17 protein-coding genes and 3 pseudogenes are annotated in these 20,504 nt (G+C 59.0%); 6 read left to right on the top strand and 14 right to left on the bottom strand.

Annotated elements, in window-relative coordinates:
* Window positions 1-66 precede the first annotated feature (66 nt).
* The gene (locus AC1RQ9_RS12050; protein ID WP_485987130.1) at window positions 67-1,686 is read left to right on the top strand and encodes an amidohydrolase; all 1,620 of its coding nucleotides are present in this window, start codon (window positions 67-69) and stop codon (window positions 1,684-1,686) included.
* Here the strand turns inward: AC1RQ9_RS12050 and AC1RQ9_RS12055 are convergent.
* The 7 genes from AC1RQ9_RS12055 to AC1RQ9_RS12085 form a co-directional block, all read right to left on the bottom strand.
* Window positions 1,679-3,079, bottom strand: coding sequence for a purine-cytosine permease family protein (locus AC1RQ9_RS12055; RefSeq protein WP_193731412.1), 1,401 nt, complete (start codon window positions 3,077-3,079; stop codon window positions 1,679-1,681). The genes AC1RQ9_RS12050 and AC1RQ9_RS12055 overlap by 8 nt on opposite strands.
* Before the next feature lie 62 nt (window positions 3,080-3,141).
* The gene (locus tag AC1RQ9_RS12060) at window positions 3,142-4,425 is read right to left on the bottom strand and encodes a hypothetical protein (protein WP_485987131.1); all 1,284 of its coding nucleotides are present in this window, start codon (window positions 4,423-4,425) and stop codon (window positions 3,142-3,144) included.
* Window positions 4,426-4,454: 29 nt separating this feature from the next.
* Entirely contained in the window at window positions 4,455-5,777 is a 1,323-nt protein-coding gene (gene hisD, locus AC1RQ9_RS12065; RefSeq protein ID WP_485987132.1) for a histidinol dehydrogenase, read from the bottom strand.
* A gap of 173 nt (window positions 5,778-5,950) precedes the next feature.
* Complete coding sequence (locus AC1RQ9_RS12070) at window positions 5,951-6,712, bottom strand: SDR family NAD(P)-dependent oxidoreductase (RefSeq protein ID WP_485987133.1); 762 nt, start codon at window positions 6,710-6,712, stop codon at window positions 5,951-5,953.
* Window positions 6,709-7,731 carry a zinc-dependent alcohol dehydrogenase gene (locus AC1RQ9_RS12075; protein WP_485987135.1) on the bottom strand — a complete coding sequence of 341 codons (1,023 nt, stop codon included), beginning with the start codon at window positions 7,729-7,731 and terminating at the stop codon, window positions 6,709-6,711. The genes AC1RQ9_RS12070 and AC1RQ9_RS12075 overlap by 4 nt, the downstream gene beginning before the upstream one ends.
* 31 nt (window positions 7,732-7,762) lie before the next feature.
* A complete protein-coding gene (gene hutG, locus AC1RQ9_RS12080) occupies window positions 7,763-8,587 on the bottom strand; it encodes an N-formylglutamate deformylase (RefSeq protein ID WP_485987137.1) in 825 nt (274 codons plus the stop codon).
* Window positions 8,588-8,603: 16 nt separating this feature from the next.
* Complete coding sequence (locus tag AC1RQ9_RS12085; RefSeq protein ID WP_485987139.1) at window positions 8,604-9,974, bottom strand: formimidoylglutamate deiminase; 1,371 nt, start codon at window positions 9,972-9,974, stop codon at window positions 8,604-8,606.
* A gap of 116 nt (window positions 9,975-10,090) precedes the next feature.
* Between AC1RQ9_RS12085 and hutI the strand changes: the two genes are divergently transcribed.
* Entirely contained in the window at window positions 10,091-11,326 is a 1,236-nt protein-coding gene (gene hutI, locus AC1RQ9_RS12090; protein ID WP_485987140.1) for an imidazolonepropionase, read from the top strand.
* A gap of 69 nt (window positions 11,327-11,395) precedes the next feature.
* Here the strand turns inward: hutI and AC1RQ9_RS12095 are convergent.
* Window positions 11,396-11,944, bottom strand: a pseudogene (locus tag AC1RQ9_RS12095) (transposase); the annotation flags it as partial.
* A 420-nt stretch (window positions 11,945-12,364) separates the two neighbouring features.
* Between AC1RQ9_RS12095 and AC1RQ9_RS12100 the strand changes: the two are divergent.
* Window positions 12,365-12,700 (top strand): annotated as a pseudogene (locus AC1RQ9_RS12100) (transposase); the annotation flags it as partial.
* A gap of 80 nt (window positions 12,701-12,780) precedes the next feature.
* Here the strand turns inward: AC1RQ9_RS12100 and AC1RQ9_RS12105 are convergent.
* From AC1RQ9_RS12105 to mdaB, 3 genes and pseudogenes are all read right to left on the bottom strand, one after another.
* A pseudogene (locus AC1RQ9_RS12105) lies at window positions 12,781-12,955 on the bottom strand (YbaK/EbsC family protein); the annotation flags it as partial.
* 59 nt (window positions 12,956-13,014) lie between these two features.
* On the bottom strand, window positions 13,015-14,355 hold the full coding sequence (locus AC1RQ9_RS12110; RefSeq protein WP_485987141.1) for a PQQ-dependent sugar dehydrogenase: 1,341 nt from the start codon (window positions 14,353-14,355) through the stop codon (window positions 13,015-13,017).
* A 47-nt stretch (window positions 14,356-14,402) separates the two neighbouring features.
* On the bottom strand, window positions 14,403-15,014 hold the full coding sequence (gene mdaB / locus AC1RQ9_RS12115; RefSeq protein WP_485987142.1) for an NADPH:quinone oxidoreductase MdaB: 612 nt from the start codon (window positions 15,012-15,014) through the stop codon (window positions 14,403-14,405).
* 203 nt (window positions 15,015-15,217) lie between these two features.
* On the opposite strand from mdaB, the gene AC1RQ9_RS12120 reads away from it, so the two are divergent.
* Window positions 15,218-16,120 carry a LysR family transcriptional regulator gene (locus AC1RQ9_RS12120; protein WP_485987144.1) on the top strand — a complete coding sequence of 301 codons (903 nt, stop codon included), beginning with the start codon at window positions 15,218-15,220 and terminating at the stop codon, window positions 16,118-16,120.
* Between the two features lie 131 nt (window positions 16,121-16,251).
* Here AC1RQ9_RS12120 and AC1RQ9_RS12125 read toward each other — a convergent pair whose 3' ends face one another.
* On the bottom strand, window positions 16,252-16,704 hold the full coding sequence (locus tag AC1RQ9_RS12125; protein WP_485987145.1) for an Lrp/AsnC family transcriptional regulator: 453 nt from the start codon (window positions 16,702-16,704) through the stop codon (window positions 16,252-16,254).
* A gap of 205 nt (window positions 16,705-16,909) precedes the next feature.
* Here AC1RQ9_RS12125 and AC1RQ9_RS12130 point away from each other — a divergent pair, with 205 nt between their 5' ends.
* On the top strand, window positions 16,910-17,539 hold the full coding sequence (locus AC1RQ9_RS12130) for a LysE family translocator (RefSeq protein WP_485987146.1): 630 nt from the start codon (window positions 16,910-16,912) through the stop codon (window positions 17,537-17,539).
* Between the two features lie 58 nt (window positions 17,540-17,597).
* Here AC1RQ9_RS12130 and AC1RQ9_RS12135 read toward each other — a convergent pair whose 3' ends face one another.
* Entirely contained in the window at window positions 17,598-18,503 is a 906-nt protein-coding gene (locus AC1RQ9_RS12135) for a LysR family transcriptional regulator (RefSeq protein WP_485987161.1), read from the bottom strand.
* Between the two features lie 81 nt (window positions 18,504-18,584).
* Between AC1RQ9_RS12135 and AC1RQ9_RS12140 the strand changes: the two genes are divergently transcribed.
* Window positions 18,585-19,526 carry an AEC family transporter gene (locus AC1RQ9_RS12140; RefSeq protein WP_010515885.1) on the top strand — a complete coding sequence of 314 codons (942 nt, stop codon included), beginning with the start codon at window positions 18,585-18,587 and terminating at the stop codon, window positions 19,524-19,526.
* Here the strand turns inward: AC1RQ9_RS12140 and AC1RQ9_RS12145 are convergent.
* Window positions 19,502-20,434 (bottom strand): LysR family transcriptional regulator, encoded by a 933-nt coding sequence (locus AC1RQ9_RS12145; RefSeq protein ID WP_485987147.1) that lies wholly within the window; start codon window positions 20,432-20,434, stop codon window positions 19,502-19,504. The genes AC1RQ9_RS12140 and AC1RQ9_RS12145 overlap by 25 nt on opposite strands.
* Window positions 20,435-20,504: the final 70 nt, after the last annotated feature.

The following is a 20,504-nucleotide window of genomic DNA, read 5'->3' on the forward strand; positions in this document are numbered from 1 at the left end:
CATACCCTTACATTCAAGAAACAATATGCTCTAATCACACCATATTGCCATCTCAGGAACAGATCCATGCCCCTCGACCTTGCCATCATCAATGCTGACATTCACGGCCATGCCCCACCCGTCAATGCAGTCGGCATCATGGACGGACATATCGTGGCGATCGGCACATCATCCGACATCATGGCGCAATGTGTCCCGACAACCGTCATCCGTGATCTGGGCGGCATGTTCCTGATGCCGGGCTTTATTGATGCCCACATGCATATCGCCATGGCCGCGGACTATCTTTCCGCCATCGGGCTGCGAGATGTGCGGACAATGAAGGCCCTGCTGGAACGGGTCGCGCAATGGGCGGCCGCACATCCCGACGCGCCATGGATCCGCGGGCTGGAATGGAGCTATGGCTACCCCGACCTGCCAGATGGCGAATTCGATGCGCGCATGATTGACAGCATCCTGCCAGACCGCCCGGTAATCCTGACATCGGGCATGGCACATGCGGCATGGGCGAATTCGCGCGCTATGGAAATTGCCGGAATTACCCGCGATACCCCCGACCCGGAAAATGGCGAGATCGTGCGCCGCGCCGATGGCACGCCATCGGGCTGGCTGAAGGAAGACGCCGTCAGCCTTGTCACCAGCCATATCCCACCCATGACCGGGCCGGAAATGGATCACGCGCTGGGTCTGGTGCTGGATACGGCATCCCGGCTGGGCATCACCCGCATGCAGAGTGCCGCATATGACGAAGCCTACCTGCCGCTGCTGTCGGCACGGGATGCGGCGAGCACGCTGCCGGTCCGTATCGGGATGATGACGGAAATAGAACCCGATCCCGGCCTGACGCCACAGCGCCTGCGCGAAGCGCTTGACCTGCGCGCACGCTATGACAATGCGATGGTTCGCCTGGATGGCATCAAGTTCTTCCTTGACGGCGTGCTGGAATCCCATACCGGCTACATGCCCGAAGGCTATGCGGACCAGCCTGATGCACGCGGCACCCTGTTATGGGACCGCAGGGCCTATATTGATGCGGTCCGTGCCGGCGTGGAAAACGGTCTGGACATATGGACCCACGCCATCGGGCCGGGCGCCATCCGTCTGGCGCTGGACGCGGCGGAAAACGCAGGCAACAGCCCGGAACGTCCACGGATCCGGGTGGAACATGCCGAACTGCCCTATCCCGATGATATTGCCCGTTTTGCCCACACATCCACCATCGCCAGCATGCAACCCGTCATGATCGCGCCTGCGGATGAGTGGATGGGCATGGAAGGAGTCTGGAAAAAACGCGTGGGGGACAATCGCGCGCAACTGGCGTTTCCAATGCGCTCGCTGCTGGATGCGGGCAGCACGCTGGCGTTCGGGACGGACTGGCCGATTGTATCCCTTGATCCCCTGCGTGGATTGCGCAAGGCCGTCCTGCGCCGTCCCATCGGGGCGCCTGCATCGGAAGCATGGATCCCGACACAGGCGATCCGCTTTCCCGAAGCATTCGACAGCTATACCAGCAAGGCCGCGGTGGCTGCCGGACGGGAACGGTATGAAGGCCGTATTGCCCTGGGCTACCGCGCGGATATCGCCGTCCTGTCGGGCAATCCCTTCATGACGGATCCGGACAGACTGCCGGACCTGAAATGCATGCTGACGGTCACGGCAGGCCGTATCGTCCACGATCTTATCTGACGGCAGGACGTGCGGGGGAATCCGCCTGTCGGCATATCAGCCAGTAAACCAGGCCGGGCAGCAGGATTCCCACCACCCATGACAGGTCAACCCCATCCATCTGCCGTGCCATCAGGCCGGAATACAGTTCATTTGAAATAAAGGGCACCTGCACGACAATACCCATGATGTAACAGAAAATGGCAGGACGGTTGAAACGTCCGTATATGCCGCCATCATGACGGAAAAAGGACCGGATATCATAATCGCCATGCCGGATCAGGTAATAATCGACCAGATTGATTGCCGTCCACGGGGACAGGACCGCCAGCAGGAATTCAATGAAACTGTTGAGAATATGCAGTATGTCGCCACTCAGCATAATCGTCAGCAGTACGGACAGCAGCAGCAGGCCACCCGCCAGCAACCCGCGACTGCGCGCCGTGGGGCGCCATGTCGGCCACATGGTATAAAACAGGGTCATGCAGGACAGGGCTGCGCAATAGATCTGCATCGTGCATGAAACCGCAATCGAAATCAGGACAATGCCAAGCAGGACATAAGTCGGCAGCGTATAATGCGCATGGATCGCGGCATAGAAATTCCCCGCCCATGCGGTACTGCCCATATAGGCCCCCAGAAAGGTGGGGACCGCGGTTCCAATGATGCTGCCCGTCATGCATGACCAGAATGCATCGCGTTCGGGTGTATCGGCGGGCAGGTAACGCGAATAATCCGACACATAAGGGGCATACGCCACCTGCCACAGCACCCCGATCGAGACGGCCGCCACAAAATCATGCATGCTGGGGATCGCCATCAACGGCTGGACCGGCAGGGCATGCAGGTAGAACAGGAAGAAGGCCGCAAGGGCAAAGAACGCCGTGGCCGCCACATAGGTAAACCCGACCACAAAACGTTCAATCCACCCATGCCCGACAATACACAGCGACAGGATGGCCGCGGCCAGCACATAGACGGGTAACTGATGTGGCGCCCCCCCCAGGGCCTGCTGCACCTGTTCACGTCCGATGGCCAGCAATGTCGCGGTGAACCCCACATACATGACAATGACGACAGCAATGACCAGTAGCGCACCATAGGCCCCGAACTGACCACGTGTCTGCTGCATCTGCGGAATGCCCAGATGCGGCCCCTGGGCGGCATGCAGGGCCATGAACATGCCCCCCACCCCGTTGCCGGCCAGAATGGCAAGCGCCGCCCAGAACAGCGAAAGGTGACAGACCTGGCAGTAGATCATGCCCGTCAGGATCGCGAGTATGTTCTGGTTCGCCCCTAGCCAGACCAGACACAGCCCACGCGTGTTTCCCCTGCGCCGGTCTGCCGGTATGGGGAAAATCGTATCTTCCTCAACGGCCAGAACCGAATTGCGCAATGGTGCGTCAATGTCCATATACGGCAACTCCTTCAATAACAGGGGATCACTGTTATCAGATTGGTTCCGGAATGATATTTCTAATTTCCGGGATCAATTGCATCAAGAAAGCGGCTGACCACATCCTGCCCTGGTGGCACGGGCTCGCTGCCGCACATGACAGCAACCGCCAGCCCCGTCAGGGATGAAAGCGGCGTATGGCCACCAGCCCCATCGGCGCACAAATCCATTACCAGCGTCGGACAGCAGAACAGGCCACACCGGATCGTCGCACGCCATTCGGCAGGCAGGTGCCCCGTGGCACGCATATGCTCCAGCAGCGGACGCCACAGCAGCACCGCCTTGGAATCCAGAAAGGCGCGCCGCAGGTCATTCATCTCCCACCCCAGCGTGACATCCAGTATTCCGTCGGGCGTCACGCTGGCATGGGTCGCCATATCAGCAGGCAGGTCATGGGGATGATACAGCCAGTCCGCATGGGCGAAGATGTTATGGAAAGTCGCCTTGACCTCCGCCATGATGGCCGGAATATTCTGTCCGGCAAAAGCGGGATCAAAGAAGGTCAGGCTCCTGCCCGCCCCCTCCCACCATACATTGGCGTTATGTGCGTCCCCATGCGCCGTAACCCCGCCAGAACGGGCCAGCATGCAGGGGGACAGCAGTCGCATGCTGCGTTCCAGCACAGTACGCAGCGTATCGGCATGCATCACCCCGTTGATGCGCCACTTCATGTCCAGCAACGCGTGATCGGCAATACTTACGCCCGGAAACGCAAATGTACGTCCCGATGCGAAAAAACGCGCCGCCCGCGCCCCAAGTTGCCGGTCATCGGTTGTCAGCCGATGGTGGAATAGCTGATGAAAGGGCTCGGCTGCGCATTCGGCTTCGGATATCGGGTGGAAGGTTTTGCGGTAAATGTGCGCCGTCAGCGCGTCAAGTTCGCGTTGTGCCGCAACGACCGGTCCGATATCCGCATCCGTCCTGTCATATGTACGGCACAGATCAGCCAGCCGTGGCGTTGATCGCCTAGTATAAAGCAGTATCTGCCGGCCGATAGCACGCGACACATAAACCGGCATGTCGATCGGGTAGCCAGCGTCGCGCAGGACCTCGCCACGATAGAATTCCTGAAGGGTACTTTCTTCATTTTCCTCATGATGGAATTTGAAGAAATATTCCTCCCCCGTCGGAGTGGTCAGGAAGCCGTTTACGGAATTCAGGCTGTATCCATCATTTCCCAGCGTAATATTGCTGACCTGCAGACCGAATTCCTCCCGTATCAGGTCGGAAAGGATGATGCAGGTCCGCGCTACGTCTTTCGCACGAAAGGCCTGTAGCGCCTGTGCGGATGCTGAGTCATTCATGAATACAGCCTTTGTTCACAACCGGCGGTTTACTGGCCTTTGGGTAGTGGGCGGGCGGAAGACACCGCACGCGCATGGCCGGAAAACCCTTCATACGATGCAAAACGGTGCGTATGGGCCGCCATTTCCCTGTAACCCCGCGCGGAGACACGGGCAAACGACATCCGTTTCATGTAATCATGCACCGAAAGCGGTGAATGCGTGCGCGCGGCCCGGTTGGTCGGCAGCACGGCATTGGGACCAATGACGTAATTGCCAAGGCTGACCGGTGTGTGGTTCCCCAGCAGCACCTCGCCCGCGTTACGGATACGCCCGAGGTCAGCCATCGGGTCGCATGTCAGGATTTCCAGATGTTCAGGGGCATAGGCATTGGTGAATTCGACTGCCGTATCAAAATCACGCGTCAGAACGATGCCACCATACGCCCCGCACAGGACAGTGGATGAAAATTCGGCGCGTTTGGCGTCCATCTGCTGCCAGTGACCGGGCAGCGCCGCCTGCACGCCCCTTGCCACGCGCGGGCTGTCCGTCACCAGCCAGGCGGAGGAATCCGGCCCATGTTCGGATTCAATAATCAGGTCCAGCGCCGCCAGTTCGGGATCCACGCTGTCATCGGCAAGGATGATCGCCTCACTCGGGCCTGCGGGCACGCCGGGATCAATGACGTGGGAAAGCAGTTTCTTCGCCGCAACGACATACGGGCTGCCCGGCCCCACGATCTTCATGCAGGCCGGAACGGTTTCCGTGCCATACGCCACGGCGGCCACGCCCTGCGCACCGCCACATTTATAGACTTCGGTCACGCCAATCAGGCGCGCGGCGACAAGCGTCCCCGCATCCACGCGCCCATCCGGCGCGGGCGGCGTGATGATGACCAGGCGCGGCACCCCGGCCACCATGCCCGGAATGGCGGTCATGTTCACGACGCTGGGAAACGCACCCTTGCCACGCGGCACGTAGCAGGCCACCGATTCAATGGCGACATTCCGGTCCCCTGCCCATACGCCGGGCTGGACCTCGATCATCCAGCTGTCCTCGGGCTTCTGGGCCTCATGGAATTTGCGGATATTGCCAATTGCATATTCAATTGAACGGATCAGTTCGGGATCCATTGCACGGAAGGCGGTTTCAAACTCCTCCTCCGTGGCGCGGATGCTCATGTCGGGTATGGTCACGCCGTCATAGGCCTGCGCGAAACGGCGCAGGGCTGCGTCACCTTCGGTCCGGACGGCCTCGATAATCGGCTTGACCCGTTCCAGATACGGACCAAGGTCGGCTTCCGTACGGTCAAGAAGGTGGGCGGGAATATTTTCAGCATCCCGCAGATCGACAAAATTGACAGTCTTGTTCATCTGGTCGCTTCCACTCAGGCAACGCATTATAGGCGACCGGCAATCATAGCCGGGCAAAAAACCATGTCTGTTCCCTGCCGCGCGCTGCAGATCTGCCTGGTCCCCGCTCACCCGATTCATATCAATTCCAAAACGAATGGGCAACGATAATATCATACATATATATACAACCTTCAGATAGCCGCCAGGAAACCACCATCCACATACAGGATCTGGCCGTTTACATACGCCGCCGCGTCCGAGCACAGGAACTGCACGATACCCCCCAGTTCCGCAGGCTCCCCAAACCGCCCAAGCGGAATGCGCGCCATCATCGTCTCACGCCATTTTTCATCATGAAAAAAGGGCTCCGTCATTTCCGTGCGGAAATATCCCGGCCCCACCGCATTGACCCGAATACCCTTTGACCCCCATTCCGTGGCCAGTCCGCGCGTCACGCCCAGCAGGCCGGATTTTGACGCACCATACGGCACGGCCCCGGGAATGCCGACCGCGGACGCCAGTGAACACAGGTTGACGATCGCCCCACCGGCCTGCATCCCGCGCGCTACATGCAACGCACAGAAAAATGCCCCGCGCAGGTTGGTATCGACAATCCTGTCCCACAATGCTTCGTCCGCATCAATGGCGGGACGCAGTTCTTCCATACCGGCATTGTTTACCAATGCATCGATCCGGATATCCTGTGCGTGGAGATCATGAAAAGCCCGTTCGATATCATCAGTATCGGCCACATCTACCGTAAAATGGTCCATGTGCAGGCCATCGCCCTGCGCCATCTCGCAGGTTTCCTGCAAGGGGACGACAGAACGGCCACAGATAAACACCCGTGCCCCCTGCCCTGCCAGATGCAGCGCCACTGCCCGGCCAATGCCACGACCGCCCCCCGTCACGACAATGGCGCGCCCACGCACACAGAAGGGGTTTTTCATCATGCTTCCTCCGCAATGGAATGGGGAAAGATCAGCGTTTTCAGTCCTGCACGCTGTTGTGCCAGCAGTTCCCCATAGACATCCGGTATCTGCCCTACCCCCTGTATCATGGAGACGAAAGCCTTCAGCCGTTCGCGCAGGGCCGGCAACAGGGCGATGGCCTGTGGCATTTCATCGGCAAAGGCGCTGACGCCGCGCACCTCCAGTTCACGCTCGACAATAAGGTTCAGGTCGAGGTTGAGCTTTGTCGCGGTCAGTCCGGCCAGAACCAGTCGCGCCCCCGACGCGGCACAATCCAGCAGATGCCCCGCCACTGCAACCGATCCCGTGGTGTCCAGCATGAAACGGGGCGCCTGACCATTGACGGCGGTGCCGACCGCATCCAGCGCCACGGGCGAAACGCCGCAGGTTTTCTGTAACAGGCGCATGCGTTTCGGATCGCGTTCGACAAGATACACCGTGCCATCATGCCGTTCAGACAGCACCAGTGCGGCAAGGCCGCCAATCGTTCCGCCGCCACAGACCACGACAGGCATGCCTGGATCGGGAGCCAGTCGGTTTACGGCATGGACCGCCACGGACAGGGGTTCCGCCAGTGCCGCCAGCCAGAACGGCATGTCGGGGGAAATACGGTGCAACTGGCGGGCTGGGAGAACGACTTCCTGTGCAAACCCGCCATCACAGACTTCGCCCACAAATGCCAGCTTGGCGCACAGATTGCTCCGTCCCTGCCGGCACGATGGGCACTGCCCGCACCCCACCCGGGAATCCGCCACCACGCGATCCCCCGGCCGGAAGCCGGTTACGCCGGGGCCGACTGCCATGACTTCACCGGAAAACTCATGCCCCGGTGTGACGGGGGTGCGGGTAATCCACTGCCCTGTCCGGAAATTGTGCAGGTCCGAACCACAGATCCCGGCCGCCATGACCCGTATCCGCACCTGATCCGGACCCGGTGCAGTTGGTGCCTGAACGGTTTCGATGCGGATATCCCCAATTCCGTATAAACGTGCTGCCTGCATCTGCCATCTCTTTAGCGTGGTATTCTGCTGGTCACCGAACCTGCGGCGTCCAGTCCAGAACGGTGTCAAGAAATCCTGCCATGGTTGTGGAAAGCCTGCGGAAGGCCGTTTCATCCAGCGGCCATGGCGCGTCTTCATGCTGGAGATAGGTACTCTGGGCAATTTCCATCTGCACGGCATGAAATCCCCGGTCCGGCTGTCCATAATGCCGGGTGGTGTATCCCCCCCGAAAACGGCCATTCACGACATGGGTATAGCCGGACAGGCTTTTGGCATGGGTCTCGATACGGTCCTGAAGCCGCATGTCGCAGGATGCGCCGCTGTTGGTGCCGATATTCAGGTCAGGCAGGCGCCCTTCAAACAGGCGGGGAATATGGGTCTGGATGGAATGCCCGTCCCATAACACCGCCCAGCCATGCTGCTGCTTCAGCCGTTCGAGTTCCTGACCAACTGCATCATGATAAGGTTTCCAGAACGCGGTGGTCCTGTCATGGATCTCGTTCTGGTCCGGTTCCTGTCCGGCCTGATAGATCGGCGTGCCATCAAATGCCAGATTGGGAACAAGCCCGGTACTGGGCCGTCCCGGATACAGGACGGCGTCATCCGCGCCACGATTAAGGTCCACTACATAACGCGAATAACGCGCACGGATGACACCTATGCCGCGTTCGCGTGCAGGGCCTGTATAAAGCTGGTCAATATACCAGTCCGTATCAGGCAGCTGCCTGCCATACGGGGTCATGCGCGCCGCCATGCCGGGGGGCAGGTCCGTGCCCGAATGGGGAAGGGTCAGCAGGACAGGCACATGACCGGGATGGAAGTCGAATACCGGGGAACCCGAAGGAAGATTGGTCATTATCGATCGTAACCTTTCATTCAGCCGCCAGCGCGGCAAGCGCACGATGAAAATTACGGGTAATGCCGTCATGATCGGCATGACGACCGTCCTGCACAACCCACTGCCCCGCACACATCACATCACGCACAGGCAGCGTGGGACAGGCAAAAATGGCTGAATCGAGGATCCGGTCCCCCTGCAGTCCCGGCAGGGACAGTTTTTCCGGGTCCAGCACACACAGATCGGCCCGCGCCCCCACAACCAGCCCCGATGATGGCAGGCCGCAGGCCTGACGGCCGCCTTCGCATGCCGCACGGTACAGGTAGCCGCCAACCGAACCCATCTCCCCTTCCGGCAGACAGACACAACGCTGCTGCCGATCGAGGCGTGCGCCATATTCCAGTAGGCGCAGTTCCTCGCCAGGGCTGATCAGGATGTTGCTGTCGCTACCAATGCCGAACCGCCCGCCCTGCGCCACGTAAGCCGAAAAGGGAAAAAGCCCGTCCCCCAGATTGGCCTCCGTAATCGGGCACAGACCGGCGACGGCGCCACTGCGGGCGACCAGTGTCGTTTCGGCCGCCGAAAGATGCGTGGCGTGCACAAGGCACCAGCGCGCATCGACAGCGGCATGATCAAATAGGTATTCCACAGGCCGCGCACCGGTTGCCTGCAGGCATTCCGCCACTTCGACCTGCTGTTCGGCCACGTGGATATGTATCGGCGCGCCAGCCGCCAGCTGATCGACTGCCGCCCCGACCTCACGGATATCCACGGCGCGGACGGAATGAAGCCCGACTCCGACAATGGGGGACATTGCATGATCATCTGCCTGGCGCACCCGGCTTATGATATCCGCCAGGGTCTGCAGCGTACTGGCGAAACGCTGCTGCTGGGACAACGTCGTCTGTGCCCCGAAGCCCGACCGGGCATATAATGTCGGCAGCAGCGTCAGGCCCATGCCCACGTTTCGCGCGGCCTGCACGATACGCAGCGACATTTCCGCGCGGTCGGCATACGGCACGCCCCCCCTGCCATGATGCAGGTAATGGAATTCGGCAACCTGCGTATAACCGCGTTCCAGCATTTCCATATACAGGAATGTAGCAATATCCTGCATCTGTTCCGGTGTAACATTGTCGGCCAGACGGTACATGGCCCTGCGCCATGTCCAGAACGTATCGGACGGGTTGCTGCGCCCTTCCGCAAGGCCGGCCATGGCGCGTTGGAACGCATGGGAATGCAGGCTGTATTGCGGGGGAATGACAATATCCGTGCATATTACCGAAGGGTCGGGAGCGGAATCAGGTATAATGGCGGAAAAGCAGCCATCCTTTCCCACTTCGATCCGCACATTGCTGCACCATCCGGTGGGCAGCATGGCCTGTCTTGCAAAAATCGTGACCATTTTCACTCTCATGCCTGATAGGCAGGTGATCCTGCATTTTGTTATGAATTGATAACAGATTTGACTTATTTGTATATACTTATCTAAAAAACATGGGGAACGAAGGAAAACGCACGATGTGGGACAGACTCTGGATCAACCTGGATATCGCGACGATGATGCCCGCCACTGACGCGTCAGATGATCCGTACGGGTGCATTCACGATGCCGCCATCGCCACCAGCGGCAGCAGGATTGCCTGGATCGGCGCGCGCGCGGATCTGCCCGCCGCCCCTGATACGCTGGCCCATACCGTCATTGATGGGCATGGGCACTGGATGACGCCGGGCCTGATTGATGCCCATACCCACATCATTTATGCGGGCGACCGCAGCACGGAGTTTGAAAAACGCCTGAACGGCGTTTCCTATACGGAAATTGCGCGGCAGGGGGGCGGCATCCTGTCCACGGTCACCAACACGCGCGCGGCAAGCGAGGATACCCTTCTCTCCCTTGCCATGGAACGTGCGCAGCGCATGATCCGCGCGGGCACCACCACCATCGAGGTCAAGTCCGGTTACGGCCTGACGCTTGAAGACGAACTCAAGCAGTTACGCGTCGCCCGACGGCTGGGCGAGGTCCTGCCGGTATATGTACATACAACATTCCTTGGCGCCCATGCCTTTCCTCCTGAATATGCGGACAGGCAGGATGATTACGTCTCCTTCCTGATTGATGTCGTGCTGCCACGCGCAGCAGCCGAAGGGATGGTCGATAGCGTCGATGCCTTTTGTGAAAACATTGCCTTCAGTCCCGCGCAGGTTCGCCGACTATTTGACAGGGCCATGGAATTGCAATTGCCCGTACGCATCCATGCCGACCAGCTATCCGATACGGGTGGCGGCAGCCTGGCCGCGCAGTACCGCGCCCTGTCCGCCGACCATGTGGAATATGTCAGCGAGGCGGGCGTGATGGACATGGCGCAGGCCGGAACGATCGCCATGCTGCTGCCCGGCGCGTTCTACTTCATTCGTGAAAAACATGCGCCCCCCGTCGCCCTGTTCCGCAGGCATGGGGTGGCCATGGGACTGGCGACCGACTGCAATCCTGGCACATCCCCCGCGACCAGCCTGACGGCCATAATGAACATGGCCTGCACCCTGTTCCGCATGACACCGGCCGAGACACTGGCGGCCGTCACCCGTATCGGCGCGCGAGGCCTGAACCTGCAGGACAGCACGGGCAGGCTGGCCACCGGCATGATGGCGGACATGGCAATATGGAACGTCAGTGGTCCGCATGAACTGTCATACTGGATCGGGGGACTGACCCCCATCACCCGGATTTTCCACGGCGTGCCAGACGCGACATAGAAATGCCGGATACGTGATGCCGCTGCGTGGAAGGCCGCATTTCCCCCGGTGCTTGCGCTTAGCGATTTTATCCGTGGTGTCAGCACGCTCCGCCTGGTCCATCAGTTTCGCGATATCCACAGCCAGCTGTTCGCGCAGCGTCCTGATCCGGTCGTAGCGCAGGGAACGGTATTTCGATGCGTCAGCATCGATTTTCGTGCCGTCGATCGACACCACGCCCAGACGCAGCAGGCCTGTCTCGCGCGCCAGAAGCAGGACCTGTGCAAATGCAGCTTCAATGGCGCCCCTGTTCGTCCGGCGGAAGGTAGCAATCGTATCATGATCCGGGTGCAGGTTCGCCGCCACGAAGCGCACCCCGATGTCGCGATATGTCGCCAGCTCGATCCGGCGTGAGGAAAAAATCCCGTTTGCATAGCTGACGATCAGAAGTGCGAGCATCAGACGCGGATGGTACTGTGCCTTGCCACCCGTGCGTACTGGCACAGAAAACGCATTCATCGGAACCCGTTCAACGGCGGCTACAACGAAATGCGCTATATCGTCAGCAGGAAGCCACGCCTTCAGATCAGGCGGCAGAAGATACGGCTGAGACCGGTCAAACGGGATGAAGCTGCTCATCTCACCACCTTACAACCTTACCCCTTCACTGGGTACCCCAACCCGACAGGCTGCTAGAGGGCCAGATATCAGAAATGAAGCAAGCGATCCGGGCGCATGGCGTGCATCGTGTCGCGGTTCCTGAAATAGACTATGATCCCAAAAGGGATCGTGATGAAACCAATGCAGGCGGTTAAGAGGCTAATAAGATCCTTCAGAGTGCAGCAATATACGATCCGCTGTCAGGTCCAAACCGTATGTCCATGCATTCTGTTCTGATTGACAGTCCGGGACATTCCGAAAAATCAAAACGGCGCTGTGGATAACATTCATGCGCCGTTTTTTATCCGCAGTTTTTCTAACGTCCTCGTCCCACGCAGTCCCCGGATATCCCGTCATATCCCGGTCAACATCCAGTTCCATTCCCTCTGTCCCCTTTCATTCATGACTGCGGGACAGATCAGCGATTATACCGGTGCCGCTGCCCTGCTGGACAGTCTTCCTGCAGCACAATGGATGCTGGGAAATCGCGGGTATGACGCCGACTGGTTCAGGGACGCTCTGAAAGCGAAAGGTATAAGGCCCTGCATTCCAGGACGGAAATCTCGCGGAAAACCGGTCAGATACGACAAGAGAAAATATAAACGCCGCAATCGCATCGAGATCATGTTCGGAAGGCTCAAGGACTGGCGGCGGGTTGCAACCCGCTACGACAGATGCCCGACCGTCTTCTTCTCAGCCATCTGCCCCGCCGCAACCGTCATGTTCTGGCTATGAGTCCTGAGCCTAGCAATATCCGGTTTCAAGATCGCGTCAGCAACCACTGTATGGCGACAGTGAGGCGAAATCCGACATGAGTGCTGGCTGACATCGACCCATTCTGCGCCAACAAGTTCCACCAGTTGCTCCGGCATCAGACATACGGAACTGTTCCGGTCACCTAGCTGCGGGCCAGACTTCGTCAAACGCACGGAGCGAGATGTCGCAGAACACTCTGATCGGCTGCAGCAGCCCAAAACCACATGCCATCCCGGTCGTTGATATCAAGCAGGATGTCAAAGACCTTCAGGGGGCACTCTTATCCCCACCCGCTACTGCTCCTTTCCAGCCATGCGCCACACGGCACCGCCCACATCGTCTGCCATCAGCAATGCGCCCGACCTGTCAATCGCAAGGCCGACTGGTCGACCATGCACATGCGCTTCGTCCGGTGTCAGGAAACCCGTAAGCGCATCAACCGGCGGCCCGGACGGCTTCCCATCGGCGAACGGTACATAGATGACCTTGTAGCCGCTCTTGGGACGGCGGTTCCACGATCCATGCTGTGCGACGAACAGTCCATGACGCCAGGCATCCGGAAGCTGGGTGGCATCGCGGGAGAAGGTCATGCCGAGGGACGCCGTATGCGGGCCAAGCGCGTAATCCGGCGCAATCGCCTGCGCCACAAGGTCCGGTCGCTGCGGCGAGACCCGTGTGTCAACGTGCTGGCCATAATAGCTGTAAGGCCAGCCATAGAATGCGCCTTCCTTGACCGAGGTAATGTAGTCGGGGACGAGGTCGCTACCGATTTCATCGCGCTCGTTGACCACCACCCACAGGGCACCGCTCTCCGGCTCAAAAGCCAGCCCGTTCGGGTTGCGCAGCCCCGTCGCATAGGGCGTCAGCTTTCCCGTGCTCAGATCGAGCCGGTCGATCCGGGCCCGTCCCTCTTCGACGTCCATCCCGTTATCGGCTACATTGCTGTTGGACCCGACGGTCACATACAGGAAGCGCCCATCCGGGCTGGCGAGCAGGTTTTTCGTCCAGTGATGGTTGTAGCCCGCTGGCAGATCCACAACCTTGGTTCCCAGCGCATCAATCCGCGTGTCACCGTCATGATATGGAAAGCGAAGGATTGCATTGGCGTTGGCAACGTAGAGATCATTCCCCACTAACGCCATGCCGAAGGGCGAATAGAGATGGTCGAGGAACACCGTGCGGGTATCCGCCGCCCCATCGCCCTTGGTGTCGCGCAGCAGGATGATCCGGTTCGGGCTGGTCTCCCCCGCGCCAACCTTGCCCATCACAAACCCTGCAATGCGGTTTTTGAGTGTCTGGACATCCGTTTTGGGCGAATTGCTCTCGGCCACCAGAATATCGCCATTGGGCAACCGATAAAGCCACCGGGGATGGTCGAGACCCTTCGCATAGGCCGTAACCGCCAGCCCCTGAGCGGGTGTGGGCGTCTGCCCGTCTGCCCAGCCCACGGGCGTCGCGACATTGACAGTCGGAAACAGGGTATGGTTGGGCTGCGGCAGTTCAGGGTGCGGGCCTGTTCCTGCCGTCACGGGAAGGGATGCGCTTTCCGGACGCAGGACGAGTTCCCATGTCGCTGCACCCAGCACTGCCAGGCTGACCACTCCGGCACCGCCCCAACGTATCCATGTCTTCATGCTATTCTCTCGGTTCCATGTTACCCGGCAAAGCCCTGCGATCCGGGCTACGATTCAGCGCCACCCTTTGGCAGGACAAAGCCAAGAACGTCTGCAAGGTGGGCACGATAGCGCGCGACGGTCCGATCAACCGCCGGTTCCTTCATAACGTTTGACGCAAGATACGTTGCAAGCGGCGCCATGCCCAGAAACTGGTTGGCCTTGTGGAACGGGAAATAGACCGCATCAATCCCCTTCCCTTCAAAGAACTGCGCCGGATCGACAAAGGCTTCTTCAGGGGCGTTCCATGTCAGGGAAAGCATGTAATGCTTCCCCTGCAGCAGGCCGCCCGACCCATATTTGCGCTCAGGATGCGACCGGCTGCGCCCATCATTGGCATAAAGCGTGCCATGACCGGCGGTGAAGACTTCATCAACATATTTCTTGACCGTCCACGGCGCGCCCATCCACCAGCCCGGCATCTGGTAGATGACCAGATCCGCCCACAGGATATTCTCGACTTCTGCCTGAATGTCATACCCGGCGTCGATCTTTGTCTGCCGCGTGTTGAAACCTGCGTTCGACAGGAGTTCAAGGGCGGCGCCATGCAGCGTATCGTTCAGACGACCATGAGAATGGGCGAAAGCCTTTCCACCGTTCAGAAGGAGAATGTTTTTCATCGCAATAGTGTCCTGCAAAAAGCATCCCGGATACGCCTGACCAGGCTTCAGAGCCATCGTCCGGAAGAGTTTTCAATATGATGACGCATCAGCGGCGCAAGCGGCATCTGTTCCTCCCTACGGAACATGATGAACTTGACAGGCTTTGATAATCCGTCGCTTCTCCACAGCACTTGTGAACCTGTTTCATCAAAGAGGCACTGTTGGATAACCGGATTGGCGAAATGCAGATGTTTTTGCGTGTCGTGGAAAGCGGCAGTTTTTCCGAGGCCGCCCGCCTGTCGATGACAACGCCCTCGACGATAAGCAAACTGATTGCCCGCGTTGAGACACGCCTTGGCGTACGCCTGCTCGAACGTTCGACACGGCGGCTTTCCGTCACGCCGGAAGGGCAGCTTTACTACGAGCATGCTCAGGCGCTGATCGCCGAACTTGACGATATGGAACATGCGCTCACCACAGGATCGGTCCGGCCGGGCGGCACTGTGCGCATCAATGCTTCAGTGGCCTTCGGAGCGCTGGCGCTTGAGCCTCTCCTTCCCGAATTCTGGGATGCCTATCCGGATATCGTTGTTGATCTGTCACTCTCCGATGAACTGACGGATCTTTATCTTGATCGTACGGATGTCGCCTTCCGGGTTGGACCGCTGCAGGACTCAAATCTGACAGCCCGGCGTATTGGCACGGCACGACGCAAGATTGTCGGATCGCCAGATTACCTGAGCCGGTTCGGCACGCCGCAAAGCATTAATGATCTGGACCGCCACAAATGCCTCGGCTTCAATTTCCGGCGTGCTGCCCCTGTCTGGCCGCTGCAGGAGAAAGGGCGCATCGCAGATCGTATCGTCCGGGGCCCCCTGCTCGCCAATAATGGCGAAACAGTCAGACGCCTGACGTTGCAGGGCGCTGGGCTGGCGCGGCTCGGCGACTACCATGTGCGCGATGACATCAAGGCCGGCCGTCTCGTTGAGGTTCTGGCCCATGCGGACGCGCAGGACGAAGAAGATATCCATGCGCTCTATCTTGGCAGCAAACAGACGCCCCAGCGCGTGAGAGTGTTTCTCGACTTTGTCATTCCGCGCCTTCAGGCGTATTTGCGTACCTGAATGTCGCGCATTCTGTCAGATCAGAACGGAAGCATTGATCTCTGGGCGATGCTTTCATGCATGCGCCAATATAATTGATAATCGTCAGCCCGCTTCGCTTCCATCATCTCCAGCATGATGGGTGAGATATCTTATGCAAAGCTTGCGTTCTTGACCTTCAGGAGGGGGATGTCAGTCTTCATACTCCGCACGCCTTTGATCCGCGCAAGGTGTTCGCTCTGAAAACGTCGCAGTCCTGGAAGGTCTTCTGCAACAACGCGCAACAGGAAATCACAATCTCCCGCAAGGACATGCGCTTCCGTCACCTGCGGAAGTTTTCCAATTTCCTCGACGAAATGCTCGGACTGCCGCTCGTCTTCTCCCGTCAGCCATATCCTGACAAAAGCCGTCACGCCGAACCCGGCTTTTGCGGGATTCACAACGGCGACATACCCTTCGATAACGCCACTTTCTTCCAGCAGCCGCACGCGGCGCAGGCATGGCGAGGGAGAAAGCCCGACGCGCCTCGCAAGCTCATTGTTGGGGCAGCGGCCATCTTCCTGGAGAACGTTAAGAATACGCCGATCAATCGCATCCAGTTTCATTGGCATTTTATATCATGCATGAACATTCTGGCGCAATTATATGCCAGATATCGGCGACGAAATTGGCATAAACGCAACCCCCTGTCCGCTGGTCCGCGCTATCCTGCCCTCTCTCGCGTCGCAGGGGTGGCGATCCGGAGCATAATCGGAGAGCATGAAACGCCGCGGGACCTTGTGGATTTTCTTCTAAAGCGACGCGTCTTCGATGAATTTGCATACACTTCTTGCCTTCTGGACGATCTCCATCCTCCTTGCCGCAACTCCTGGTGCTGACTGGGCGTATGTCATTTCCGCTGGAATACGTGATCATGCCGCAGTCATTCCCGCGGTATTCGGCCTGTTCCTGGGATATATCGCCATTACCGGAACAGTCGCGGGTGGTGTCGGTGCGCTTGTGGCCAGCATGCCGCTTGCAGTCACCATTCTGACGTTTGCAGGTGCGGCCTATCTCATAAAACTGGGTATTTCCCTGTTGCGTCATCCTCCCCTGCTGAAAGAAGGACATGAACGGGAAACTGGTGCGCGGCGCTGGATTACCAAAGGGTTCTCCATCAGTGGCCTGAACCCCAAGGCTCTTCTGTTTTTTCTCGCCCTTCTGCCCCAGTTTACAAATCCGGGTTCATCGTGGCCGATCTTTTTACAGATCGGGATCTTGGGCATCATTCATACAATAAACTGTGTATCCATCTATCTGATGGTCGGATTTGGCGCGCGGACAATATTAAGCCGCCGCCCCAGAGCATCCATCGTGACGGGTTCTATATCCGGAGCGATCATGATTATGCTTGGGCTGGGTCTGGCGTCGGAAGACATCATGAAATTACTTCATTCATGACGATGGAATACGGAGAGTGAAGATATTGGAAACTAGCTCTCTGCACAGGCTCCATGGATTAGAGCGAAGCGCGCTGTATCGATTTCCCGATTTCCATGAATGTCGAGACTGCTGGGTTTTTCGTAGTAATCGGCGCGCGAAGGACAACGTCAAGTTGAGGCGCGTCTGTCAAAGCCCGTGATATCAGTCCTGCCCCCAGTTCGGTACACAGCGATGCGGGGATAAGGGCTACGCCCAGCCCTTTTGCAACAAGCTGGATGATCGTGTGCTGCAACCGCGGTTCAAGCACGACATGCGGGACAATTCCCCTGGCCGAAAAATAGCTGTTGATCGCGGATCGAAGAGCCGGTGCCGTCGCGGCGGGTGCTGCGATGATCTTCTCCACGCGGAGTTCCTCAGGACCGATCTGGCCGACCGTGGCAAGGGGATGGTCCTTACGCATGATGATGCGTAATTGCTCCCTGGCCAGCAGCACGGTCTGCAGGTGTGGCGCATATCCGCAGTCAAATGTTACGGCGGCATCCAGTGTTCCTGCCACCAGCATCTCATCGATTTCTGTCGGCGTGCGTTCGTCAAGGACCAGGCGGACATCCGGCCTTGCCTCCGCATAAAGCTGCACGAGGTGCGGCACGACACTGTGGGCGGCATGCATCATGAATCCAAACCGCATCTCGCCCTTCATGCCGCTGGCGACCAGCCTGACATCCCGGCAGGCCTCCTCAAACCGCCCCAGCACGTTTCGGCAGTCTTTCATGAAATGTTTTCCGGCCGGGGTCAGAGCCACGTTGCGCGAGTTTCGTTCAAACAGCTTCACGCCCAACGTGTGCTCGATCATGGCAATCTGACGACTGAACGGCGGCTGGCTCATATTCATCCGCTCAGCCGCCCGACCGAAATGAAGCGTCTCGGCCAGAGCCATGAAATACCGCATATGCCGCGTGTCCATCCGATACCCTGAAAGCATTAATCGTGAACCATATGAGCATTGGATTATATCGATAGTCTCCGGTAGCGTCACGCCTTTGCTCAATTCCCGAGATCCCTGATGCTGAATAATCTGCTGATCGTCCTGCCTATCTTTGCCCTCATCCTCACCGGATGGATCGCACGTAAATCGGGTGCGCTTGGCCCCAATGCCACGCGCGAGGTCAATCGGCTGGTGGTCTATCTTGCGCTGCCCGCAGTGCTGTTCGACATCGTGGCAAACGCAAAAATGACCGATCTGTGGGAGCCGGGATTCATTGCGGCGTTCACGCTCGGCTGTTTTATCGTGTTTGCCGGGACGCTGTGGTGGCGGGTGTCCACAGGACACCATCTTGCCGATGCCGCCATTGACGGACTGAACGCGAGCTACGCCAATACGGGGTTCGTCGGTTTCCCGCTTGTCCTGTCGCTTGTCGGTGATACCGGCATGGCACCAACGCTGATCGCCACGATCGTGACGGTCTGTGTGCTGTTCGTCATAGCGATCGTCCTGATCGAGGCCGGGTTGCAGACCGAAGCACGGCCGCGCGACATCGTCGCGAAAACGCTCTTCTCGCTGGTGAAAAATCCGTTGCTGGTGGCGCCAGCACTTGGTGGCCTGGTCATGGTATCCGGTGGGCATCTGCCGGGACCGGTTCATGCCTTTCTGAAGCTTCTCGGCGGGGCCGCATCCCCCTGCGCCCTGATCGCCCTCGGTCTGTTCCTTGCTGGAAATTCTGCCGGCGCCGCGTCTGCACGCCCGTCGACGGCCGCCATTCTTGTCGGCCTGAAGCTGATCGCCCAGCCTCTGGTTACATGGATCATCGCAGCGCCTGTGCTTCACCTCCCTCCGGCGATGACAAACATTGCCGTGCTTCTTGCAGCACTGCCCACGGGAACCGGCTCGTTCATGCTGGCGGAATTCTATGACCGGGAGGCAGCCCTTACCGGGCGGGTCGTTCTGGCCTCCACCGTGTTCTCGATTGCAACGATCTCGCTCTATCTCGCCTTTGCGCCCGCGTAGGGACGTTCATCGGCGTTTTGATGAAACCTCGAACCAATAATCTCCACCAGCCAGTCCACGAACACACGCACGCGTGGAGAAAGCTGCCTGTTACTCGGATAAAGCACCGAAACCGGCGTTGGCGTGGGTGGAAAATCGGGGAGGACTTCGATCAGCGTGCCCTTCGCAAGGTCATCCTCAAAGCCGTAGCGCGGAATCTGCACGAGGCCAAAGCCGAGCCGGGCCGCTTCGGCATAGGTATCAACACCCCCAACCAGCAGGCGTGCCGGGAGCGAGACCTCGATCACCTCGTCTCCACGCGTAAATTCCAGCGGCAGGGGCTGGCCGGTGCGTGAGGACACGAAGCCGACCATCTGATGGCCTTCAAGATCGTCGGGAGAGACAGGTGTTCCGTGCCGAACCAGATAGGCCGGGCTGGCAACCGTCACCTCCTCCATAGAGCCCAGCGGCCGGGTGATCATGTCGCTGTCTGGCAGTGTTCCGGTCCGGACCACACAATCCACCCCTTCGCGCACCAGGTCGACAAACCGCTCACCCTCGCCAAGATGAACGGTCAGCGCCGGGTGGCGCGCAAGGAAGTCCGGCAGTGCCGGCAGCAGGGTCATACGCGCCAGACGGCCGATCACATCAGCGCGCAACAGGCCGGCTACAGCACCACTCGCGCCACGGTCCGCATCTTCAAGGTCCGCGAGGATCGCCACACACCGGCGATAATAGGCAGCCCCCTCCTCGGTTGGCCGGACGTGGCGGGTGGAGCGTTGCAACAGTCGGGTGCCGAGCCTTTGTTCCAACGCCTTGATCGCAGCGGTCGCAACCGGGCGGGAGACGCCGCAATCGGCTGCCGCAGCAGTGAAACTGCCACGGTCAACAATGCGGACGAAGAGGTCGAGTGTGGCAAGCCTGTCCATGGAATTATTCCATGGCGCAAAACAATGCTGGCGGAAAGAGCGATCTTATCGAACGGCCAATGTCATGACC

This window comes from Komagataeibacter ossonobensis (assembly GCF_057359305.1).